We start from the raw sequence: 17,831 nt of genomic DNA on the forward strand, positions 1-17,831 counted from the left end.
TTTCTAGCAATTTAAATTATAAGGAATACCTTCTTTTTTTAAACTAAAAGTGTGCAATATCTATGGCTCTTAAACATTTCATGATTTATAATAATATTGACAATGATTCATCAAAATATATAATAAAAAAATAAATAATGGAGGTTTATATTATGTTATTAGATGAAGTAAAAAAATATTATGACTTAATAAAGTCTACAGAGTTAAGGGCTTTATATGATGATGATTTTCAATTCGAGCTTATAGAAAATGAATTGGATTTTGAAAGGCATATATCCGATTTAGATGAAAGCGAAAAATTGAAAGTTAGAAATGCTGTAGAAAATGAATTAAGAGAATCTAAAGGCATAGTTTTCTATAGTTCAGAGAGTGCAGGAGATGTTTATTCTAGTGTGGAAGATTTCTTAGTTTATTTACTCAATGAGATATTATATCAAAAATTATTAGTAAACACTGAAAGAGGAAAGTTATCTAGTAACTTTATGGAATTGGAAATCAGTATAAAAAAACTTCTTATATTGATATGGACTAAGTAATATTGTGTAATAAAAAAGGAGGAAAATTATGAAAAAGGTTTATGTATTATTATTGTTGAATTTTATATTTTTTGCTTCATGTAGCAGATCAGTAAAATCATCTTTTGAGGTTGTATCTTCAAGCAAAGAAGACAATAACATTAAAGTAGTAGTTGAGGCTAAAAAATCCGGAAGACAATCAGAGAATATATTCTTAATTACACAATTCTTAGATAATAATGATGTTATAGTTAATACTTCTATGTCTCAAATAGGGCCTATGATGTTTGATGCTGGTAAATATGAATTTAGTGTTCCAGTACCTACAAATTCTTTTGCTAAATATACTAATATGATAGATGAAATTGCTCCAGAAAAAGCAGAGAAGGTAGTATATAGAACAGGATATGGAAATAGTTTTTTCTCATATTGGATGCTTATGGAGATGATGGATAGCAGAAGACCTGTTTATTATGATACTTATAATAACAGAAGAACTATTGACAGAGATTATTATGATGACAGATATACAACTGCTAGAAGAAGCGGCGGAGGTCTTTTCAACAGGAATTCTTCTAAAAAGACAACTTCAGGTAATAGCAGTACAGGTTCGGGAGGTCTTTTTAGCGGAAGTTCTTCTAAAAAAACAACTGTAAATGATAATAATAGTACAAGTAAAAGACGTACATTATTTAAATCTGGTTCAGGAAGTTCAACAAGAAAAAAATCCACTTTCAGACGCTCATCAACTAGAAGAAGATAATTTTTAAATCTAATCAACACTTGGGCGGGTGCTAGAATTTCTGATTAATCTATAAAGAAAATCAATATTATAATTCAAAATAAAGCAATAAACTTTAAAGGGCGGGGTATGTAAATAAAGTTTTAAAGCTTAATTACATTTGCCCACCCTTTATCTTTATTAATACAATTTACAATTATTGCTTTTAAGTTCTTGTAAGTTTAAAAGAAATTGTTAACGCCCACCCAAGTTTTATTTAAATTTATAATGTATTAACCGCACGCTGAGTAAAGCTAAATATATAGATTAATTTGTAATTCAAATTTTATTATATTGTTAATTTTGTTTACCGTGCGTTAAATAATTTTTAAATCTAATTACCACTTGGGCGGATACTGAAATTTATAATTATGAGTTTATCACTAGCAACAATAATAATTAAATATATTTGCTTGCTTCTTTGATGCTGAGATTAGCCATATTTCCTTTATGCCTTTCTATAAAATCACGAACCCAATCAGGATTAGTTTTACTATAATCCCTTAAAGACCAGCCTATTGCTTTGTTTATGAAAAACTCTTTATTGTTTAAATTGTTTATTATAATTTTTTCTAATAATTCGGTATTAGTTTTATCTTTCCTTAAAAGCTGATGATCTATAGCTATTCTCCTAAGCCAGATATTATCAGATAAAGACCATTCTAAAAGTATATCATTAACAGTTTCATCTCTTAAAGCAATATCGCCGATTATCCTATCCAAAAAATCTATACTATCCCACCAAGATTTTGTAAGAGCATACTCTTTTAATTTTTCTATATTACTTTTATTTAAATATTTCTTTTTTAAAATTAGATAATCTACAGCAGCATATTGAAATTCTCTGTATTTATTATCATAGCATTTATCAGTGAAGTTGAAATCAATAACTTCTTTTTCTTCTTTTGGAATTGTTTTAAATACTTTTTTCTCAGCTTCCTTTCTCTCTTTTGAATGAATACCCAAAAACTCAAAATTATTTTTCATGTACTTAGCCATGAAAACGGCTTCTTTTTTATTTCTTAATTTTTCAAATTCTTCTGAAAGAATAGTATATAAGTCGATCATTCAATGAAACCTTAAAATTATTTATCAAAAATATACTTATAAACATGTTCAGATAAAGGTATTCCATTTTTTAAATAATCAAAAGAACAAGCTTCTTTTCTCTCTCCTGGAATTGATATAGTTTTACCTTCTTTTAAAGCAGGTTCTTTTCTTATATCATCAATAAATGACTGAACAGTGTTTAAATAGGTATCCAAATCATTATAAACAGCAGGATCAACAACAAGCATAAATGTAGAAAGATTTCTCTTTTTGTCCATATCACCATACATTTTTACTAAATTATTGCAGTATGCTTGTCCTATTAAAAGCCCAGTGAAAGCTTCTACCATAGTCATTATTAAGTACCCTTTAACTCCTCCAAAAGGAACAACATACCTTATTTCATTAGGATCACTGCTTGGATTACCATTCTCATCAACCCCCCAATGCATAGGAACTGTTTCATTATTTTCACGTGCTGTAAATATGCGTCCGAGAGATACCTCGCTTGTCGCCATATCTCCAAGTATAAAATCTTTTTTGCCAGGGAAGCCGTAGCTTATAGGATTGGTTCCGAAAAATGATCTCTTTCCGCCAAAAGGTATAACACAAGGATCAGTATTAACCATTATTAAAGAAACCTTATTTTGATGTATAGCCATTTTATTATAATAGCCTAAAGCACCTGCATGACTATTATTTTTTATTCCTATTAAAGCAATCCCCTGTTTTTCAACTGTTTCTAAAGCCCATTCCATAGCATACTGACTAGCTACATGTCCGAATCCGCCGTCAGCATCCATTAATGCAAAAGAAGGTCTTTTTTCTTCTATATTGAATTTTGAATTTAAATTTATTCCGCCCGCTTTTATTCTTTCTATATAATGTTCAACTCTTAAAACTCCATGAGAATGTATGCCTCTTAGATCAGCGTAAATTAATAAATCTGTTACAATAGAAGCCTGTTCATTTGATACACCTGCTGCTTTGAATTTATCATATACTTTTTGCATTAAATCATTTACTTTCACTTTAACCATATACAAAACCTTTATATTATAGTAAACATAATATAGTTTACATAATTATAGATATAAAGTCAATAACTTTGATTATATATTTTATTTTTTGTATTTTGTATTAATTGTATGGTTTTTATTTTATGTGTATGTTGTAAAGAAAAACGAAGAAAATAAAAAAGGAGGTATAAATATACCTCCTTCAATTTATAAGAGCTTTCAAAGTCATTTATCAATCATCAAATTCCTGACCTAATAACTGTCCGGATTTATCAATGTATAATTCCATCATATTATCCAATTTTACTTTATATACATTGTAATGTTCCATTTCTACAGCCCAAATTTGAGCCTGCGGATAAGTCTGTCTTGCTGTTGTTAATACTGCTTGAGGTACTTGATTTAGAGGTACATACCAATCAGCAAATAAAGCTGAAGTACTTAAAACTGTCAAAGCTACTAATAAACAAAGTATTTTTTTCATATTTTCTCCTTTTAATTAATATTTTATTTTTTTATTTATAATTATTTAATTAATCGTCCCATTTTTGACCTAATAACTGACCATTATTATCAACATATAATTCCATCATGTTGTTTAATTTTATTTCAAATATAGTGAACTGTTTTTCTATTTTCACTATAGCAGCATTAGGATAAGTTCTTCTTATTGTATTCATAACATTAGCAGGCAATATAGTAGCAGGCATATTACCATAGCATTTAACTTCTTTCCAATCACCATTAGGGAAGAAATCTATTTGAGTTCCATTTTCTAAATATACTTCTATATCTTCCCAATCTCTTTCAATGAAAGTAACTTTTATATTAGGGAAATGTTGTTTTATAAAGTTCTGAGCATTCTGAGGTATAGAAGATAATTGTACGCCGTATCCATATTGCTGTCCTTGCTGAGCTGGAGGCTGTGCATAAGGATCTTGATAATTTTGCTGAGGATCTTGTACTTGAGGCTGACCATAAGGATCATATCCGCCTTGTTGTCCTTGTTGGCCATAAGGATCTTGATAACCTCCTTGCTGATTATCATAATAACCGTCATACTGAGCAAATAATGAACCTGTACAAATTCCTAAAACAAAAATAATTGATAATGCTTTTTTTATAGTAGTCATAACACTCTCCTTTTTATAAAATGAATGTAAAGCTTATCTACATAGTAAGTAAATTATCTTTACAATTATATTATAGTATATTTACAGAATAATGTCAATTAAATTTACTGTTTTTTTACTAAAATTTTACAGTTTTTTATATTTATTTTATTAGTAAAAATTATCTTAAAGAAAGTTATCAAAAAATTAAAAATTTTTTAATAATTTTGCAATTATATTTAGAAAAATATATATTAAATATTGACATTTAGTATGTTTGCTATATGATTTTATGATAATTAATGGAAGGTAAAAAAATGTTTGATATAATCGCATCGCATCGCATCGCATCGCATCGCATCGCATCGCATCGCATCGCATCGCATCGCATCGCTAATATTATATAATTTTTTTATCTCTACTAAAAAATCAATTTTCAAAATTTCTATCAAATACAATCGCTTATTACCTTATAAGCTATTTTTGCTATTGCAAAATAATTATAAGTTTAATTATATCTAATTAAAAGGAGTAACAAAATGAAAAAGTTTTTTAACGGCATTATTATAGCAGCAGCAATAACTTTATTTGCTGTAAGCTGTAGTAAATCACCAACAGATCCTAATGGAGGCGGAAATGGAGGCGGAAATGGAGGCGGAACAACACCTCAGCCTACACCAAGCTCTTTTGTAGAACAATTAAAAACTATAGGTATAGTTAAAGCAGGTGAGCAGCAATGGGATTTTAGAACAATTAAAGAAGATGCTACAGGCAAAATACTTACAGTAGAACCAATGAATGGCAGCAAAAGCGGTAATTTAAGAGGTTTAGATAGTTATATATCTTCAAAATTGTTTAATACTTTTGAAAATTTTAAATATGATTTAAGAATTAGTACATCTGGAAGCACACCTTCAGACGGAAATGGAAATCCTCAAAATGCAAACAGCGATGCATTAGAAGTAAAAATAACTTTTACAGATAAAGAAACAGGAAATCCTGTAACAGATCCAGACTTTAAAGACGGTTTCACATTAAAAATAAATGCAAATGCTAAATGGGCTGAAACACCTACAATAACAAAAGAAGATATAGAAGAATCTCTTCATAAAGTCGGTAATATAAACTTGGGATTAAATTTTGACTTTAAAAACTTAACTTTAACTAAAGCACCTGAAACTCAATATGATTACTATTATGAAACTACATTAACTGTTGATAACAATAGCGGTGCAAAAACAGATTTAATACAATTTGTAGAAACTGTATTAAAAGCAGATTCTCAAACATCTTATTTAAAAATATCATATATTTCACCTAATGGTGATGATACATTTGATGTGGAATTTGAAACTGTTTCAGGAGATAAAGTATTAGTATACTCAAAAAGTTATACTCTTAAATTAACAGTTCAGGGACAAAATTCTAAAAATCCTATCTTTAATTTAAGAGATTTAAATGTAAGTATAAGCGGCAATCCTACAATTATAACTGACAATAGCGGTAATAGTATAGGAGATAAAATAACAATAAATACAGATGCTCCTTATTTGGGATTAGAGGCTACAAAAATAGAGCAATTATCTGGTACTACCGTAAATATACCTTCTCAAGATATAGGTAATTATGTTTATGGATCTTATTATCCTCCAGAAAATGTAAGTCATGTATTTATTGAGGGAGAAGCTGTAACTTTAATTCATAATACTCTAAAAGATGGAGAAACTGCTCAGTTTAAAGTAACATTTACTGCAATTGCTGAAGGTTATAATCCAAAAGAAGGACTTGAACTTACAATTAATGTTCAAAAAGGTAAAAGCTTACCTGAAATATCTTATACAGAGTTTAAAAACTGGTTAGATAGCATAAATATTGCTGGATATGATAAAGAAATTAGTGTTACTTCTTTAACTTTAAGAGCACAAAAAGTAGGTACACCATACGGAGTATTAAAAGAAATACAAGAGACTTTATATAATGCAAGCAAAGATAAAATTATTGTTGAATATGATAATATAAGATGGGATTACTCTACTGCTCCTAACACTGGAAATATTAATGAGGGTAAATTAAAAGTAAAAGTAACACCAGCAGAAAATGTAGTATTTTCTAAAGATTTAATGTCATTATTACAACAAGAATATGAAAATTACTACTTTGAAATAAAAGTAATACCTCAAAGTGCTTGGTTAGGCACTATATCTGTAAATGGCAAAGGGGCAGATTCATCAAATCCTTTAGATGTAAATATTGGTGATGGAATTACAGCACCTCCTTCAGTAGAATATGATATAATAAATTTACCTGAAAATTCTACTATTCTATCAATATATCCTACGTATTTTCACACAGCTGAAGGTATTGATGATGCTTGGAATCTTGATGTTAATATTGACTTTAGATATATATTTGAAAACCAACAAAATTTTACACCTGATATGAAACCAACATTAACCATTAAACCTTCAGAAGTTCTTAACTATATAGTAAATAATAGTAATATACAAAAAGATTCAACTCAGATATATAAACTTTATGTAGATGTTTCCTATCAAACAAAAGGTGCTTATACTACTTATGTTTCAGAAAGAATAGATCTTTATGTTAAATTAATAAAAAATGTTGCAGGAAATTAATTTAATATTTAAATAAAAATTATGGCTGTCTGCTTTTATAAGCGGGCAGCCTTTTTATTTATATAATAAATTTATACAAAAATTTTTTGCTTTATAAAAAATTAAATTATGTTTTACAATACCATAAATCTATTTAAGTATACTACATTGACATAAATCAATATGAAAATATTAAACTTCATTAATTATTCAAATTAAATTGCGGCAGTCTATACTAAAAATTATAATAATTTTTTATTAAAAAAATCAAATACATATTGACATTGGAGTGCACTTCAATGTTATAATACAAGATATTTAATAACAAGGAGTTATATATATATGCTATTAGATAAAAATTTGGAAGAAGCTAATTCAGGACAGAGAATCAATGCAAAAGGCTATGCTGTTCATAGTAAAACAGACACATTCAAACCATTTGAATTTTCAAGACATTCTATGGGAGATAATGATATACTTATAGAAATAATGTATGCTGGTATATGTCATAGTGATATACACTCTGCAAGAAGCGAATGGCATGAAGGAATATATCCTATGGTTCCTGGTCATGAAATTGCAGGAAAGGTAGTAGCTGTTGGAAAGAATGTTACTAAATTTAAAATCGGAGATTATGCAGGCGTTGGCTGTATGGTTAACTCTTGCGGAGAATGCGAAGCTTGTAAAAGAAGTCATGAACAATTCTGTGAAAGAGGACAAACAGTACTTACTTATGACTGTAAAGACCATTTCCATAATGATGAACCTACTTACGGCGGATATTCTAACAATATAGTAGTAAGTGAAAAATTTGCTATTACTGTACCAAAAGATGCTCCAATGGAAAAAGTGGCACCTCTTTTATGTGCTGGAATTACAACTTATTCGCCTTTAAAATTTTCCGGAGTAAAAGAAGGGGACATAGTAGGTGTTGCTGGTTTCGGCGGACTTGGTTCTATGGCTGTAAAATATGCTGTTAATATGGGTGCTCAAGTTTATGTATTTGCTAGAAACGATAAAAAGAAAAAAGAAGCTTTAGAAATGGGAGCTAAAGATTTATTTACTTCTACAAAAGATGTTCCTGTACGCTTCGATTTAATAATATCTACAATTCCTACTGGTTATGATATTAATAGTTATGTTGAGCTTCTTAAATACGGCGGTGAAATGGCTATAGTAGGACTTCCTCCTGCTGAATTAAAACAAAGCATAGATTTAGCAAGATTAATATTTGCCGGCGGTAAAAAAGTTTATGGTTCTATGATCGGCGGTATTAAAGAAACTCAAGAGATGTTGGATTTCTCATTAAAACATAAAATTTATCCTGAAACAGAAATTATTTCAGCTAACCAAATAGATGAAGCATATCAAAAACTTACATCTGGTCAGGCTAAATTTAGATATGTAATAGATATGAAAACATTATAATAATAAAATTCTTGTCAATAAAAAAGGCATCGGAGAATAATTTTCTGATGCCTATTTTTTTATTACCTAATTAATAATTCATTTATAAAAATAAATATGATAATGGAGAGCCTTCTTTTACAAATGGCTTTAATTCTTCAAAACTAAAGCTTATTTCCGTTGTTCCTGTAGAATAAGGTGCTATATCATAAGGCTGCCATATAAAATTAATGGAATTTGGAAGTATTCTATATGTTGAATTTTCCATAGTAATAGAATTAAAATCAAAATAATCTTCTTTTGTACTTCCTGTCATTAATATTTTTTCTCTCATTATTGATATTAAATTATTATCATTAAAATCAGAAATTAAATCTCTTATAGTTATAAGATTTGAATCTTCCAAAGAAAATACCTCTTGAAGATTGGCTGTACTTCTATGAGCCCCGCCTGTATACATTGAAGAGTAATTATCAAGTGCTATTACTCTTTCATCTATATAACCGACATTTACTGTATTATCTATTTCATAAGTTATATTTGAAGAAACTCCATCTGCTAATATACTTTTCCATTCATGATAATAATTATCACATTCTTCTTTTATATAATTCAAAGATTCTTCCATATCCAAAGAATCTATTTTATTATTTTTATCAAACAAAATTAATGTTCTATGATAAGAAAATATTGAATTACTTATACTTTCATTTCTATAATAATCTGATATATCAGCATAGTATACTGGAAGGTTTCTATTTAAAGAAAACTCCATATCTTTAACCTCATTACTTTCTTCGTATCTTATTTCAGCACTAAAAACTATATCATCACTTAAAGATCCAACTATACTAGCATGTATATTATTATTTTCATCTGCTTCACTTAGATTTAATTTATTATTGTTAATATTTCCTGTTATCATAGATTTTTTATCTTTGGTATAATAATATCCGCTTAATGTATTTTTCTTTTCGTTAACGTATAAATACATTGAGGCTTCTTCTCCGGAAATATTTCCTTTAAGTAAATAAAATTTAGATTCTTCTACTTCAGAACCCTTTTTATTTTCTGATGTACTAGCAGTGTTTTTATTATTGCAGGAAATAATAAAAATTATTGATATTAATATATATATGATTTTTTTTGACATAAAATGACCTTTATTTTTTGTTTACAACATATTAATATATAAATTAAAGTTAAATAATCAATATATAATTATTAAAATTATTATAAATAATTGACTTTTTATTGGATTAATAATATCATTAAATAATATAATTTTTTCTAAAATAAGAGGCTAAAATGGACAAAGTACAAATAGAAAATGTTGAACTTACATTATCACACCCAGATAATTTAAATATAAAATGGACAGGACAGAATGATTTAGTTAGACAAATAATGGCCTCTTGGCATATAATTTCAGAAGATGATATACCTCTAAACCCTAGAATCGTAGGAAAGCCCGGAGCAGGTAAAACTACATTATCATACTATGTAGCTAAAGAACTTCTTAACAGAGATGTTTATATATTTCAATGTACTGTAGACACAAGGCCTGAAGACTTGATAGTAATTCCTGTTATATCAGAAAACAATAAAATAAGCTATCATGCTTCAAGTTTGGTTACTGCTATGATTAAAGGTGGGGTTGCTATACTAGATGAAGGAAACAGAATGAGCGAAAAAACTTGGGCTTCTCTTGCTCCTTTGCTTGATGACAGAAGATATGTTGAAAGTGTTATAGCTGGTATAAAAATAAAGGCTCACCCTGATTTTAGAATTATAGTTACTATGAATGATGATGCTAGTACATTTGAGCTTCCTGAATATATACATTCACGTTTACAGCCTACTATAGAATTGCCTTTCCCTGATGTTAAAGAAGAATATGATATATTAAAAATGAATCTTCCTTTTGCTGATGATGAAATATTAAAAATTACTGTTGGATTCTTACAAAAATCTCATATACATAATGCATCTTTTTCTGTAAGAGACGGAATCAATATGGCTAGATATGCTATGAAGCTATATAAAAGTAATATTGCCTCAAGCAGAGATACAGCTTTCCTTATAGCTTTAAAATCTGTTTTGGGTACTGAAGGTCTTAGAATACTCAGTCTTAATATAGATGAAAGAGATGATAACGCTAGTACAAGATAATTACATAAAGTTAATATATACTGAAACGATTTCATTTTGCCGACTACTGCACATTATGTAATATTATCAACTTTTTTGCCGCACAAAAAAGTAGCAAAAAACGCAATTGCTAGAACTTTATATTAAAAACATGCCTATTAAATATAGGATATAGCCTAAAAATGCAGTCTTTTTGGTTCTTTGTGCCAACAAAAGAACTGGGGGTGTGGGGGCAAAGCCACCACAAGCAATAAAATTGAAAAAACTAAAATTGACAAAATATAGTTGTTTAGGTATATACATTTATTTAACGCACGGTAAACTAAATTAATAATATAATAAAAATTTGAATTACAAATAAATCTATATTTTTAGCTTTACTTAACGTGCGGTGAATGCATTATAAATTTAAAAAAATCTTGGGTGGGTTGTTAGAAATTCTGTTTAAACTTCAAAGAAATAAAAGACAATAATATAAAATTGCATCAATAAAGATAAAGGGTGGGGAAATGTAATTTAAGCTTTAAAACTTTATTTACATACCCCGCCCTTTAAAATTTATTGCTTTATTTTAAATATAATATTAATTATATTTATGGCTTAATTAGAATTTGTTAGCCCCCGCCCAAGTGCTTATTAGCTTGAGAATTTATTTAATGTATTTTCGCCAAAAAAGTAAATTTTTATTAGTATTAAATACTCGCAGCTTGAAAATACCAAAAAACGAAATATAATATTTTTATAATAAAAAATTATTTGAGGTAAAATATGTCATCATCAGATAAATATTATGAAGAAGGTATTAATTATCATAAAGAGAGAAAATACAAAGAAGCTGTAGAATCTTTTGATAAAGCAATAGAACTTGATAATAGTACGTCAAAATATTATAGTGCTAGAGGCAGAACAAAAAATGCCTTAAAACAGCATGAAGAAGCAAAAAATGATGCATATAAATCTTTAGAACTAGACAAAAATAATGCTGAAAGTTATTTGTTATTAGGTAATGTACATTCTGCTTTAGAACAATATGAAGAGGCTATTAAATATTATGATGAAGCTATAGAGTTAGATTCTCATAATAGTATGTCTTATTATAATAGAGGTTTTGCTAAATATAATTTAGGACAATCTGAAGAAGCAGTAAAAGACTATGATAAAGCAATAGAATTGGATCCTAATGATAGTATTGCTTATAATAATAGAGGGATTTCTAAATCTGCTTTAGGAGAATATGAGGAAGCTATTAAAGATTATGATAAGGCTATAGAGTTAGATATTAATAATGCTACTATTTATTATAATATAGGAAATGCTAAATCTAATTTAGGAGAGTATGAAGAAGCTATAAAAGATTATAATAAAGCTGTAGAATTAAATCCTAATGATATTGATTCTTATTATAACAGAGGAAATGCTAAATCTAATTTAGGAGAGTATGAAGAAGCTATAAAAGATTATGATAAATCTATAGAGTTAAACCCTAATTATAGCGATGTTTATAATAATATAGGATTTGCTAAAGAAAAATTAGGTAAGTATAAGGAGGCATTACAAGATTTTAAAAAGGCTTTAGAATTAAATCCTAACAATAATACAGCTAAAGAAAATATAAAAAATATTCAAGATAAATATGGATTGAAATGAACTTTACGCACGGCAAACAAAATTAACAATATAATAAAATTTGAATTACAAATAAATCTGTATTTTTAGATTTATTCTCCGTGCGGTGAATGGATTATAAATTTAAAAAATCTTGGGTGGGTGTTAATAATACAGTTTAGACTTAAAAGAAATTAAGAGCAATAATATAAAATTGCATCAATAAAGAATAAAGGGTGGGCAAATGTAATTAAGCTTTAAAACTTTATTTAGATATCCCGCCCTTTAAAATTTACTGCTTTATTTTAAATTATAACATGAATTATTTTTACGGCTTAATTATAAATTCCAGCACCCGCCCAAATTTTGTTTAAATTTTAAAACTTTATTTAACGCACGGCAAACAAAATTAACAATATAATAAAATTTGAATTACAAATAAATCTGTATTTTTGGCTTTACTCTGCGTGCGTTGAAATTTTATAATATATTTATAAAATTTTTATTCCATTTCATATATTTTAAAAAATTCACTTAATATGGTATGCATTATTATTCTTTTTTTGTCATAGTCTAAATTTCTAGTTAATTCTATTCCAAATGCCTCTATATTCTTTTTTGTGGCATAATAAGTTATAGTTGTAGGCATAGGATAGTACATTTGTTTGAATTTAAACTTCATAGGTTCTATTCTTGAGTTTATATTATTAAGTACTTTAACTACTTTATCGTCTAATTTTCTAGTGTCATATATAATGGAATCTCCAAAGAATTCTTTAAATCCGTTACCTTCATGCAAAGTAAGAACAACATCTATATTGTATTCATCGAGCATTTCCATATACTTTTTTGCCAATTTATCAGTATCGGTTCTTGATATTTTTTTATCGAAGAATCTATTATTAATATCCTGACCTTCTATAGCCCTAGTATTTTTTCTGTATGCTTCTGGTACAGCAATAGGCACTATAGTAAGACTTCCTTTTTTTATAGGCATATTTATTCTTTCCATAGCAACATCAGTACCAACTCTCTCACTTCCATGAGGAACTATTAAAAATACATTCGGTCCTTTTTCTGGGTGTACTACTCTGTATATGGTTGTTTCATTTTTTGTGCCTTCCATTATTTTGAAATTATATCTTTCTATATCTTCGTTTAAATGACTGGCAACTTCCATCTCTAATTGTCTTGATACACTTTCTATTAATGTTTTTTCATTTTCAGTTGTTTTGTATGGCCCATTTAATATTGGGAGTATTGATGTTTTGTGATGAGGCTCTAAATAATAACTAACACCTAAAGATGTTTCAGGTGTAATTTTTACAGCGTTATTATAAGTAATAGCAGATATTTCATCATCATAAGCTACAATAGCAAAAGATTTTCCTTTGAAATTGTAGGCATTATTATCTTTTGCAATAGTCATTTGAACATCATCATTATGTTTTGTTTTTATATAAATATATCCATTATGAAGTGTAAATCTATTGCTTTCATAAGTAATTTTAGAATTAGGCATTAATATAATAGATTTTTCTCCATTGTCTATTACTAAATATGATGATTCCTTTGTTGATATAGAGAAATAATCATCAGGGAAACTTTTTTTTACATCTATGTTTGCATGTTCTTCATTAACTATTACAGATGCTTCGCCTTGTCTTGAAATTACCTTAAAATTGTTAGCAAATAACAAACTATTAAAGGCAATAATTACTGAAAATATAAAAGCAATTTTTTTTAAATTTATCATAAAAAAACCATAAAATAAAATATATCATTTTAAGTTATCGTTAAAAAATAAAGATGCTTTAAATAAAAACTTTATTTAAAACATCTTATAAATTTATGGTTGATAAATAATGGCTTAGTTACTCTTTGGCATATAGGAGATCGCCTTGAGATATTATAGTTTCTTTTTTATCATATTTTGCTGAAATTGGCACACCATCATCTCTTAATTGTATATTAAGGTAATAATTATCATCAATATATTCAAAGTATACACTAGGTAATATACTTACATCTTTTGAATTATGTACATTTATAGATACGCCGGAATATAGAAGACCAAGCATTATGCTATATCCGTAAAATCCTTCTCCCTTAGATAAGTCAAAGAATTTTGAAGGTATTTTTACTTTTTCTACACCATTTTCAGAATATGTTACAAAATCTTCTTGTATATCTACTGTTTTCTTTATTCCATTATCTGTGCGGCTTCTTTTTCCATAAAATCCTTTGTCTATTCCTTCTCTAGGTCCAGGAGCTTTATCAAGTATGCCAACTATCATATCAGAATTTTTTTTTACTTTTTGCATAGATATATCCTACAGTTTCATATTCATCAGTAGGAAATTGTATTTCTCCAACCCAGTCAGAAGAACTTAATATATATCCATAGTATCTGTCATAATATTTATTTTTATTTTCATCTTTTATACTATAAATATCATCTTTAGTAAAAGTTACTTTTGTTGTTTTATTTGATACTACTAAACCGCTTATTTCTCCATCTTTTATAACAACATCAACTCCATTATTTCCTGTACTGTCAGCATTAAAAAATTGCCAAGTTGCATTGTATTTAGGATCTAATCCTTTTACTGTGTATTCACTTTCAACTGGTTTAATTGGTTCTGATTGAATAGGGGGAAGTTGTCTGATTTGCATTTTTACCGCAGCTTGATATTAATAGTAAAGATGCAATTATAATAATATATATTGTTTTCTTTATCATATTGTTTTATCCTTATTTATTATTGTATAATAGTATCATAATATAAAAAATAATCAATCATTTTTATTTGATAATAATTCTTATTAAGTAATTAGACTTTACAATATGGCGTATTTTATAAAAAATATATAAAGTTGTATATTTATTATTTACAAAATGAATATTTTTTGTATAGATTCATCATAAAACTTTTAATATTTAAAAATTTAAATATTAAAAAAGGCTTGAAATCCATCAAGAATTTCAAGCCAATAATATAAAAAGACTAAAAAAGAGATACAAATATAACTAATTATGCTATAATACCTGTCCATTATGTCTTATACATAATTCTAAAGAATTAGTTAATTTTATTCTGTAGAACTCTATTCTTTTGCTTATTTCAAATACATCAGCATTTTTATATTTTTTCATTATGCTTTTTAATTTGTTTGCTAAATTTTTTGGAAGCAATTGTTCTGATAATTTATCATCGCTGCTTATATAGTTCCAATGTCCGTTTTTATCAAAATTGATGTATATACCGTTATTCAATTTTATTTCGTATTCATCTCTTATTTTATCGATATAAACTATTTTTGCCTTGCTGTAGTTAGCAGCTAAAAAATCTCTAATATTTTGAGGTAGTTGGCTAGGTGTTATTCTTATAAAAAGTTTTAAGTTATTAGTCATACTGTATCTCCTTTTATCAGTTGTTTGTAAATTCTCTTTACATTTATTATTATAGCAGATTGACGTATTTATGCAATATTTATTTACAAATAATTTACAATATTTTTACAAATACTAGAGATATAATATATTTAATCGTACGTATACTACAAATATATTACTAATTGTAAAAATAATGTAAATAAAATACTTGGTTTTAATGTGAATTTTACAGAATTTACTGTTTCTGCTATGAAATTATTAGAAATATATGGTATTTAGTTGAAATTTTATTATTAACTTTTTTTAAAAAAATTAATTTTTTTATTAATTATAATTAAACTTTATAAAGTTAATTGATGCAATTTCTTTATAAAATTATAGTTTTTATTATTGTTTTGATAGAATTATATGATTTTAGTTATAATATTTTTGTTATAGAATTAAAAAAATAGAGTTTTTTATTAATTTTATGTGTAAAATGTATTGTAACCGGTTCTTTTTGTAATTTTTTTAATAAAAAATCGAAAAAAATGCTAAATAAAATTAAACTTTATTCCGATTAGGCCGAGAATTTAGGTATAGCAAAATGAGAGTTCAAGTATTTGGCGGTCTTGAACTCCCTGTTTGCTTTGTTGATACCATATAATTTGTAGGAATATATTTTGGCGTTTTATATTCCTAATATAGGATTTAATGGTATTTTGGCAACTTCATATAGTCATTATTGATTGTCGGAATACCATAAATTCTCTTTAATATTTTTTTTGACAATTAGGCACGGATGCCTTTTTGAATAAATATCATGGAGGATGACGATGATCATCAATAATAACATTAGTGCTATAAATGCACAACGTACTTTAAAATTCAGAAATGTAGATCTTGCTAAAGATATGTCTGCTTTATCTTCTGGATTAAGAATCAACAGAGCTGGAGACGATGCTTCTGGACTTGCTGTATCTGAAAAAATGAGAACACAAATCCGTGGTTTACGTCAAGCTGAAAGAAATACTCAAGACGGTATATCTTTCATTCAAACTACTGAAGGTTACCTTCAAGAGAGCCAAGACATATTACAAAGAATACGTGAATTAGCTGTACAATCTGCTAACGGTATTTATACTGATGCTGACAGAATGCTTATTCAAGTTGAAGTTTCTCAGTTAGTAGACGAAGTTAACCGTATTGCTAGCCAAGCTCAGTTCAATACTCTTAACATGTTAACTGGTAGATTTGCTAACCCTAATGAGGGTGGTGCTCCTGTTGCTTCTATGTGGTTTCATATGGGTGCAAACATGGACGAAAGAAGAAGAGTTTATATCGGAACTATGACTGCTGCTGCTTTAGGTTTACAAACTCCTGAAGGTACTGGTATTTCTATTTCTTCTATAGACAAAGCTAACAGTACTATAGGTTTAGTTGATGAAGCTTTAATGAAAGTTTCTAAACAAAGATCTAATCTTGGTGCTTATCAAAACAGATTAGAGCTTACTGCTCAAGGCTTAATGATCGCTTATGAAAACACTGCAGCTTCTGAAAGCAGAATAAGAGATACTGATATGGCTGAAACTTCTGTTAAATTTGCTAAAGACCAAATCTTAAGCCAAGCTAATTTAGCTATGTTAGCTCAAGCTAATACTATGAACCAAGGTGCTTTACGTTTGATCCAATAATTGGTTGATTAAATTTTTATAGTACGTTTTATAGCAAACTAATTTAAAATAGCTGGTCTCATTATTATTTTTAATGGGGCTGGCTATTTTTTTATGGCTTTTTTATGAATCCCCCCTATATCTATTTTTATCTAATTACACTTATATATTTTATTTTCATTAAATAAATAAAAAGAAAAAGCATGCCCGCCCAAGTGCTGATTAAATTTATAATCTGTTTAACGCACGGTAAATGAAATTTTAACAATAATAAAATTTGAATTATAAATAAATCTATATTTTTAGTTTTATTCTGCGTGCGGTAATAGAATAATAAATTTAAAAAAGACTTGGGTGGGTGCTGAAATTTATGATTAAGCGATAAGGATAATAAAGTTAAAATTCTTGAATAAAATAATAAATATAATAGGGTGGGCTTTTAAACAAATTTTATGTTTAAGAGCCATAGATATTGCACACTTTTAGTTTAAAAAAAGAAGGTATTCCTTATAATTTAAATTACTAGA

16 protein-coding genes are annotated in these 17,831 nt (G+C 27.5%); 7 read left to right on the top strand and 9 right to left on the bottom strand.

What is annotated here, in order from left to right; translation table 11 throughout:
• Positions 1–152 precede the first annotated feature (152 nt).
• Positions 153–536, top strand: coding sequence for a hypothetical protein (locus Q0K52_RS12240; protein ID WP_297299802.1), 384 nt, complete (start codon positions 153–155; stop codon positions 534–536).
• Positions 537–564: 28 nt separating this feature from the next.
• A complete protein-coding gene (locus Q0K52_RS12245) occupies positions 565–1,278 on the top strand; it encodes a hypothetical protein (protein ID WP_297299804.1) in 714 nt (237 codons plus the stop codon).
• A 417-nt stretch (positions 1,279–1,695) separates the two neighbouring features.
• Here Q0K52_RS12245 and Q0K52_RS12250 read toward each other — a convergent pair whose 3' ends face one another.
• The 4 genes from Q0K52_RS12250 to Q0K52_RS12265 all read right to left on the bottom strand — a co-directional run bounded on the left by Q0K52_RS12250 (position 1,696) and on the right by Q0K52_RS12265 (position 4,498).
• Complete coding sequence (locus Q0K52_RS12250) at positions 1,696–2,364, bottom strand: DNA alkylation repair protein (RefSeq protein ID WP_297299806.1); 669 nt, start codon at positions 2,362–2,364, stop codon at positions 1,696–1,698.
• Between the two features lie 17 nt (positions 2,365–2,381).
• Positions 2,382–3,386: an Ldh family oxidoreductase gene (locus tag Q0K52_RS12255; RefSeq protein ID WP_297299808.1), complete on the bottom strand. Its 1,005-nt coding sequence runs from the start codon at positions 3,384–3,386 to the stop codon at positions 2,382–2,384.
• A 211-nt stretch (positions 3,387–3,597) separates the two neighbouring features.
• Positions 3,598–3,849 (bottom strand): PepSY-like domain-containing protein, encoded by a 252-nt coding sequence (locus Q0K52_RS12260; RefSeq protein ID WP_297299810.1) that lies wholly within the window; start codon positions 3,847–3,849, stop codon positions 3,598–3,600.
• Positions 3,850–3,898: 49 nt separating this feature from the next.
• A complete protein-coding gene (locus Q0K52_RS12265) occupies positions 3,899–4,498 on the bottom strand; it encodes a PepSY-like domain-containing protein (RefSeq protein WP_297299812.1) in 600 nt (199 codons plus the stop codon).
• 518 nt (positions 4,499–5,016) lie between these two features.
• Between Q0K52_RS12265 and Q0K52_RS12270 the strand changes: the two genes are divergently transcribed.
• Positions 5,017–7,113 carry a hypothetical protein gene (locus tag Q0K52_RS12270; protein WP_297299815.1) on the top strand — a complete coding sequence of 699 codons (2,097 nt, stop codon included), beginning with the start codon at positions 5,017–5,019 and terminating at the stop codon, positions 7,111–7,113.
• Positions 7,114–7,434: 321 nt separating this feature from the next.
• A complete protein-coding gene (locus Q0K52_RS12275; RefSeq protein WP_297299816.1) occupies positions 7,435–8,520 on the top strand; it encodes an NAD(P)-dependent alcohol dehydrogenase in 1,086 nt (361 codons plus the stop codon).
• An 82-nt stretch (positions 8,521–8,602) separates the two neighbouring features.
• On the opposite strand, the gene Q0K52_RS12280 is transcribed toward Q0K52_RS12275, so the two are convergent.
• Complete coding sequence (locus Q0K52_RS12280; RefSeq protein ID WP_297299817.1) at positions 8,603–9,652, bottom strand: RsiV family protein; 1,050 nt, start codon at positions 9,650–9,652, stop codon at positions 8,603–8,605.
• 155 nt (positions 9,653–9,807) lie between these two features.
• Between Q0K52_RS12280 and Q0K52_RS12285 the strand changes: the two genes are divergently transcribed.
• Positions 9,808–10,671 carry an AAA family ATPase gene (locus Q0K52_RS12285; protein WP_297299819.1) on the top strand — a complete coding sequence of 288 codons (864 nt, stop codon included), beginning with the start codon at positions 9,808–9,810 and terminating at the stop codon, positions 10,669–10,671.
• Between the two features lie 747 nt (positions 10,672–11,418).
• Entirely contained in the window at positions 11,419–12,297 is an 879-nt protein-coding gene (locus tag Q0K52_RS12290) for a tetratricopeptide repeat protein (RefSeq protein ID WP_297299822.1), read from the top strand.
• A gap of 460 nt (positions 12,298–12,757) precedes the next feature.
• Here the strand turns inward: Q0K52_RS12290 and Q0K52_RS12295 are convergent, their stop codons facing one another.
• From Q0K52_RS12295 to Q0K52_RS12310, 4 genes are all read right to left on the bottom strand, one after another.
• Entirely contained in the window at positions 12,758–14,011 is a 1,254-nt protein-coding gene (locus Q0K52_RS12295; RefSeq protein WP_297299824.1) for a succinylglutamate desuccinylase/aspartoacylase family protein, read from the bottom strand.
• A 118-nt stretch (positions 14,012–14,129) separates the two neighbouring features.
• Positions 14,130–14,579: a hypothetical protein gene (locus Q0K52_RS12300; RefSeq protein WP_297299826.1), complete on the bottom strand. Its 450-nt coding sequence runs from the start codon at positions 14,577–14,579 to the stop codon at positions 14,130–14,132.
• On the bottom strand, positions 14,554–14,931 hold the full coding sequence (locus tag Q0K52_RS12305; protein ID WP_297299828.1) for a hypothetical protein: 378 nt from the start codon (positions 14,929–14,931) through the stop codon (positions 14,554–14,556). Before Q0K52_RS12305 ends, Q0K52_RS12300 begins: the two co-directional genes overlap by 26 nt.
• A 364-nt stretch (positions 14,932–15,295) precedes the next feature.
• Complete coding sequence (locus Q0K52_RS12310; protein WP_297299830.1) at positions 15,296–15,670, bottom strand: PepSY-like domain-containing protein; 375 nt, start codon at positions 15,668–15,670, stop codon at positions 15,296–15,298.
• A gap of 797 nt (positions 15,671–16,467) precedes the next feature.
• Here Q0K52_RS12310 and Q0K52_RS12315 point away from each other — a divergent pair.
• Positions 16,468–17,325, top strand: coding sequence for a flagellin (locus tag Q0K52_RS12315; RefSeq protein ID WP_297299832.1), 858 nt, complete (start codon positions 16,468–16,470; stop codon positions 17,323–17,325).
• Positions 17,326–17,831: the final 506 nt, after the last annotated feature.

This window comes from uncultured Brachyspira sp., from assembly GCF_944390845.1.
In the GTDB taxonomy this organism is placed as follows: Bacteria; Spirochaetota; Brachyspiria; order Brachyspirales; family Brachyspiraceae; genus Brachyspira; species Brachyspira pulli.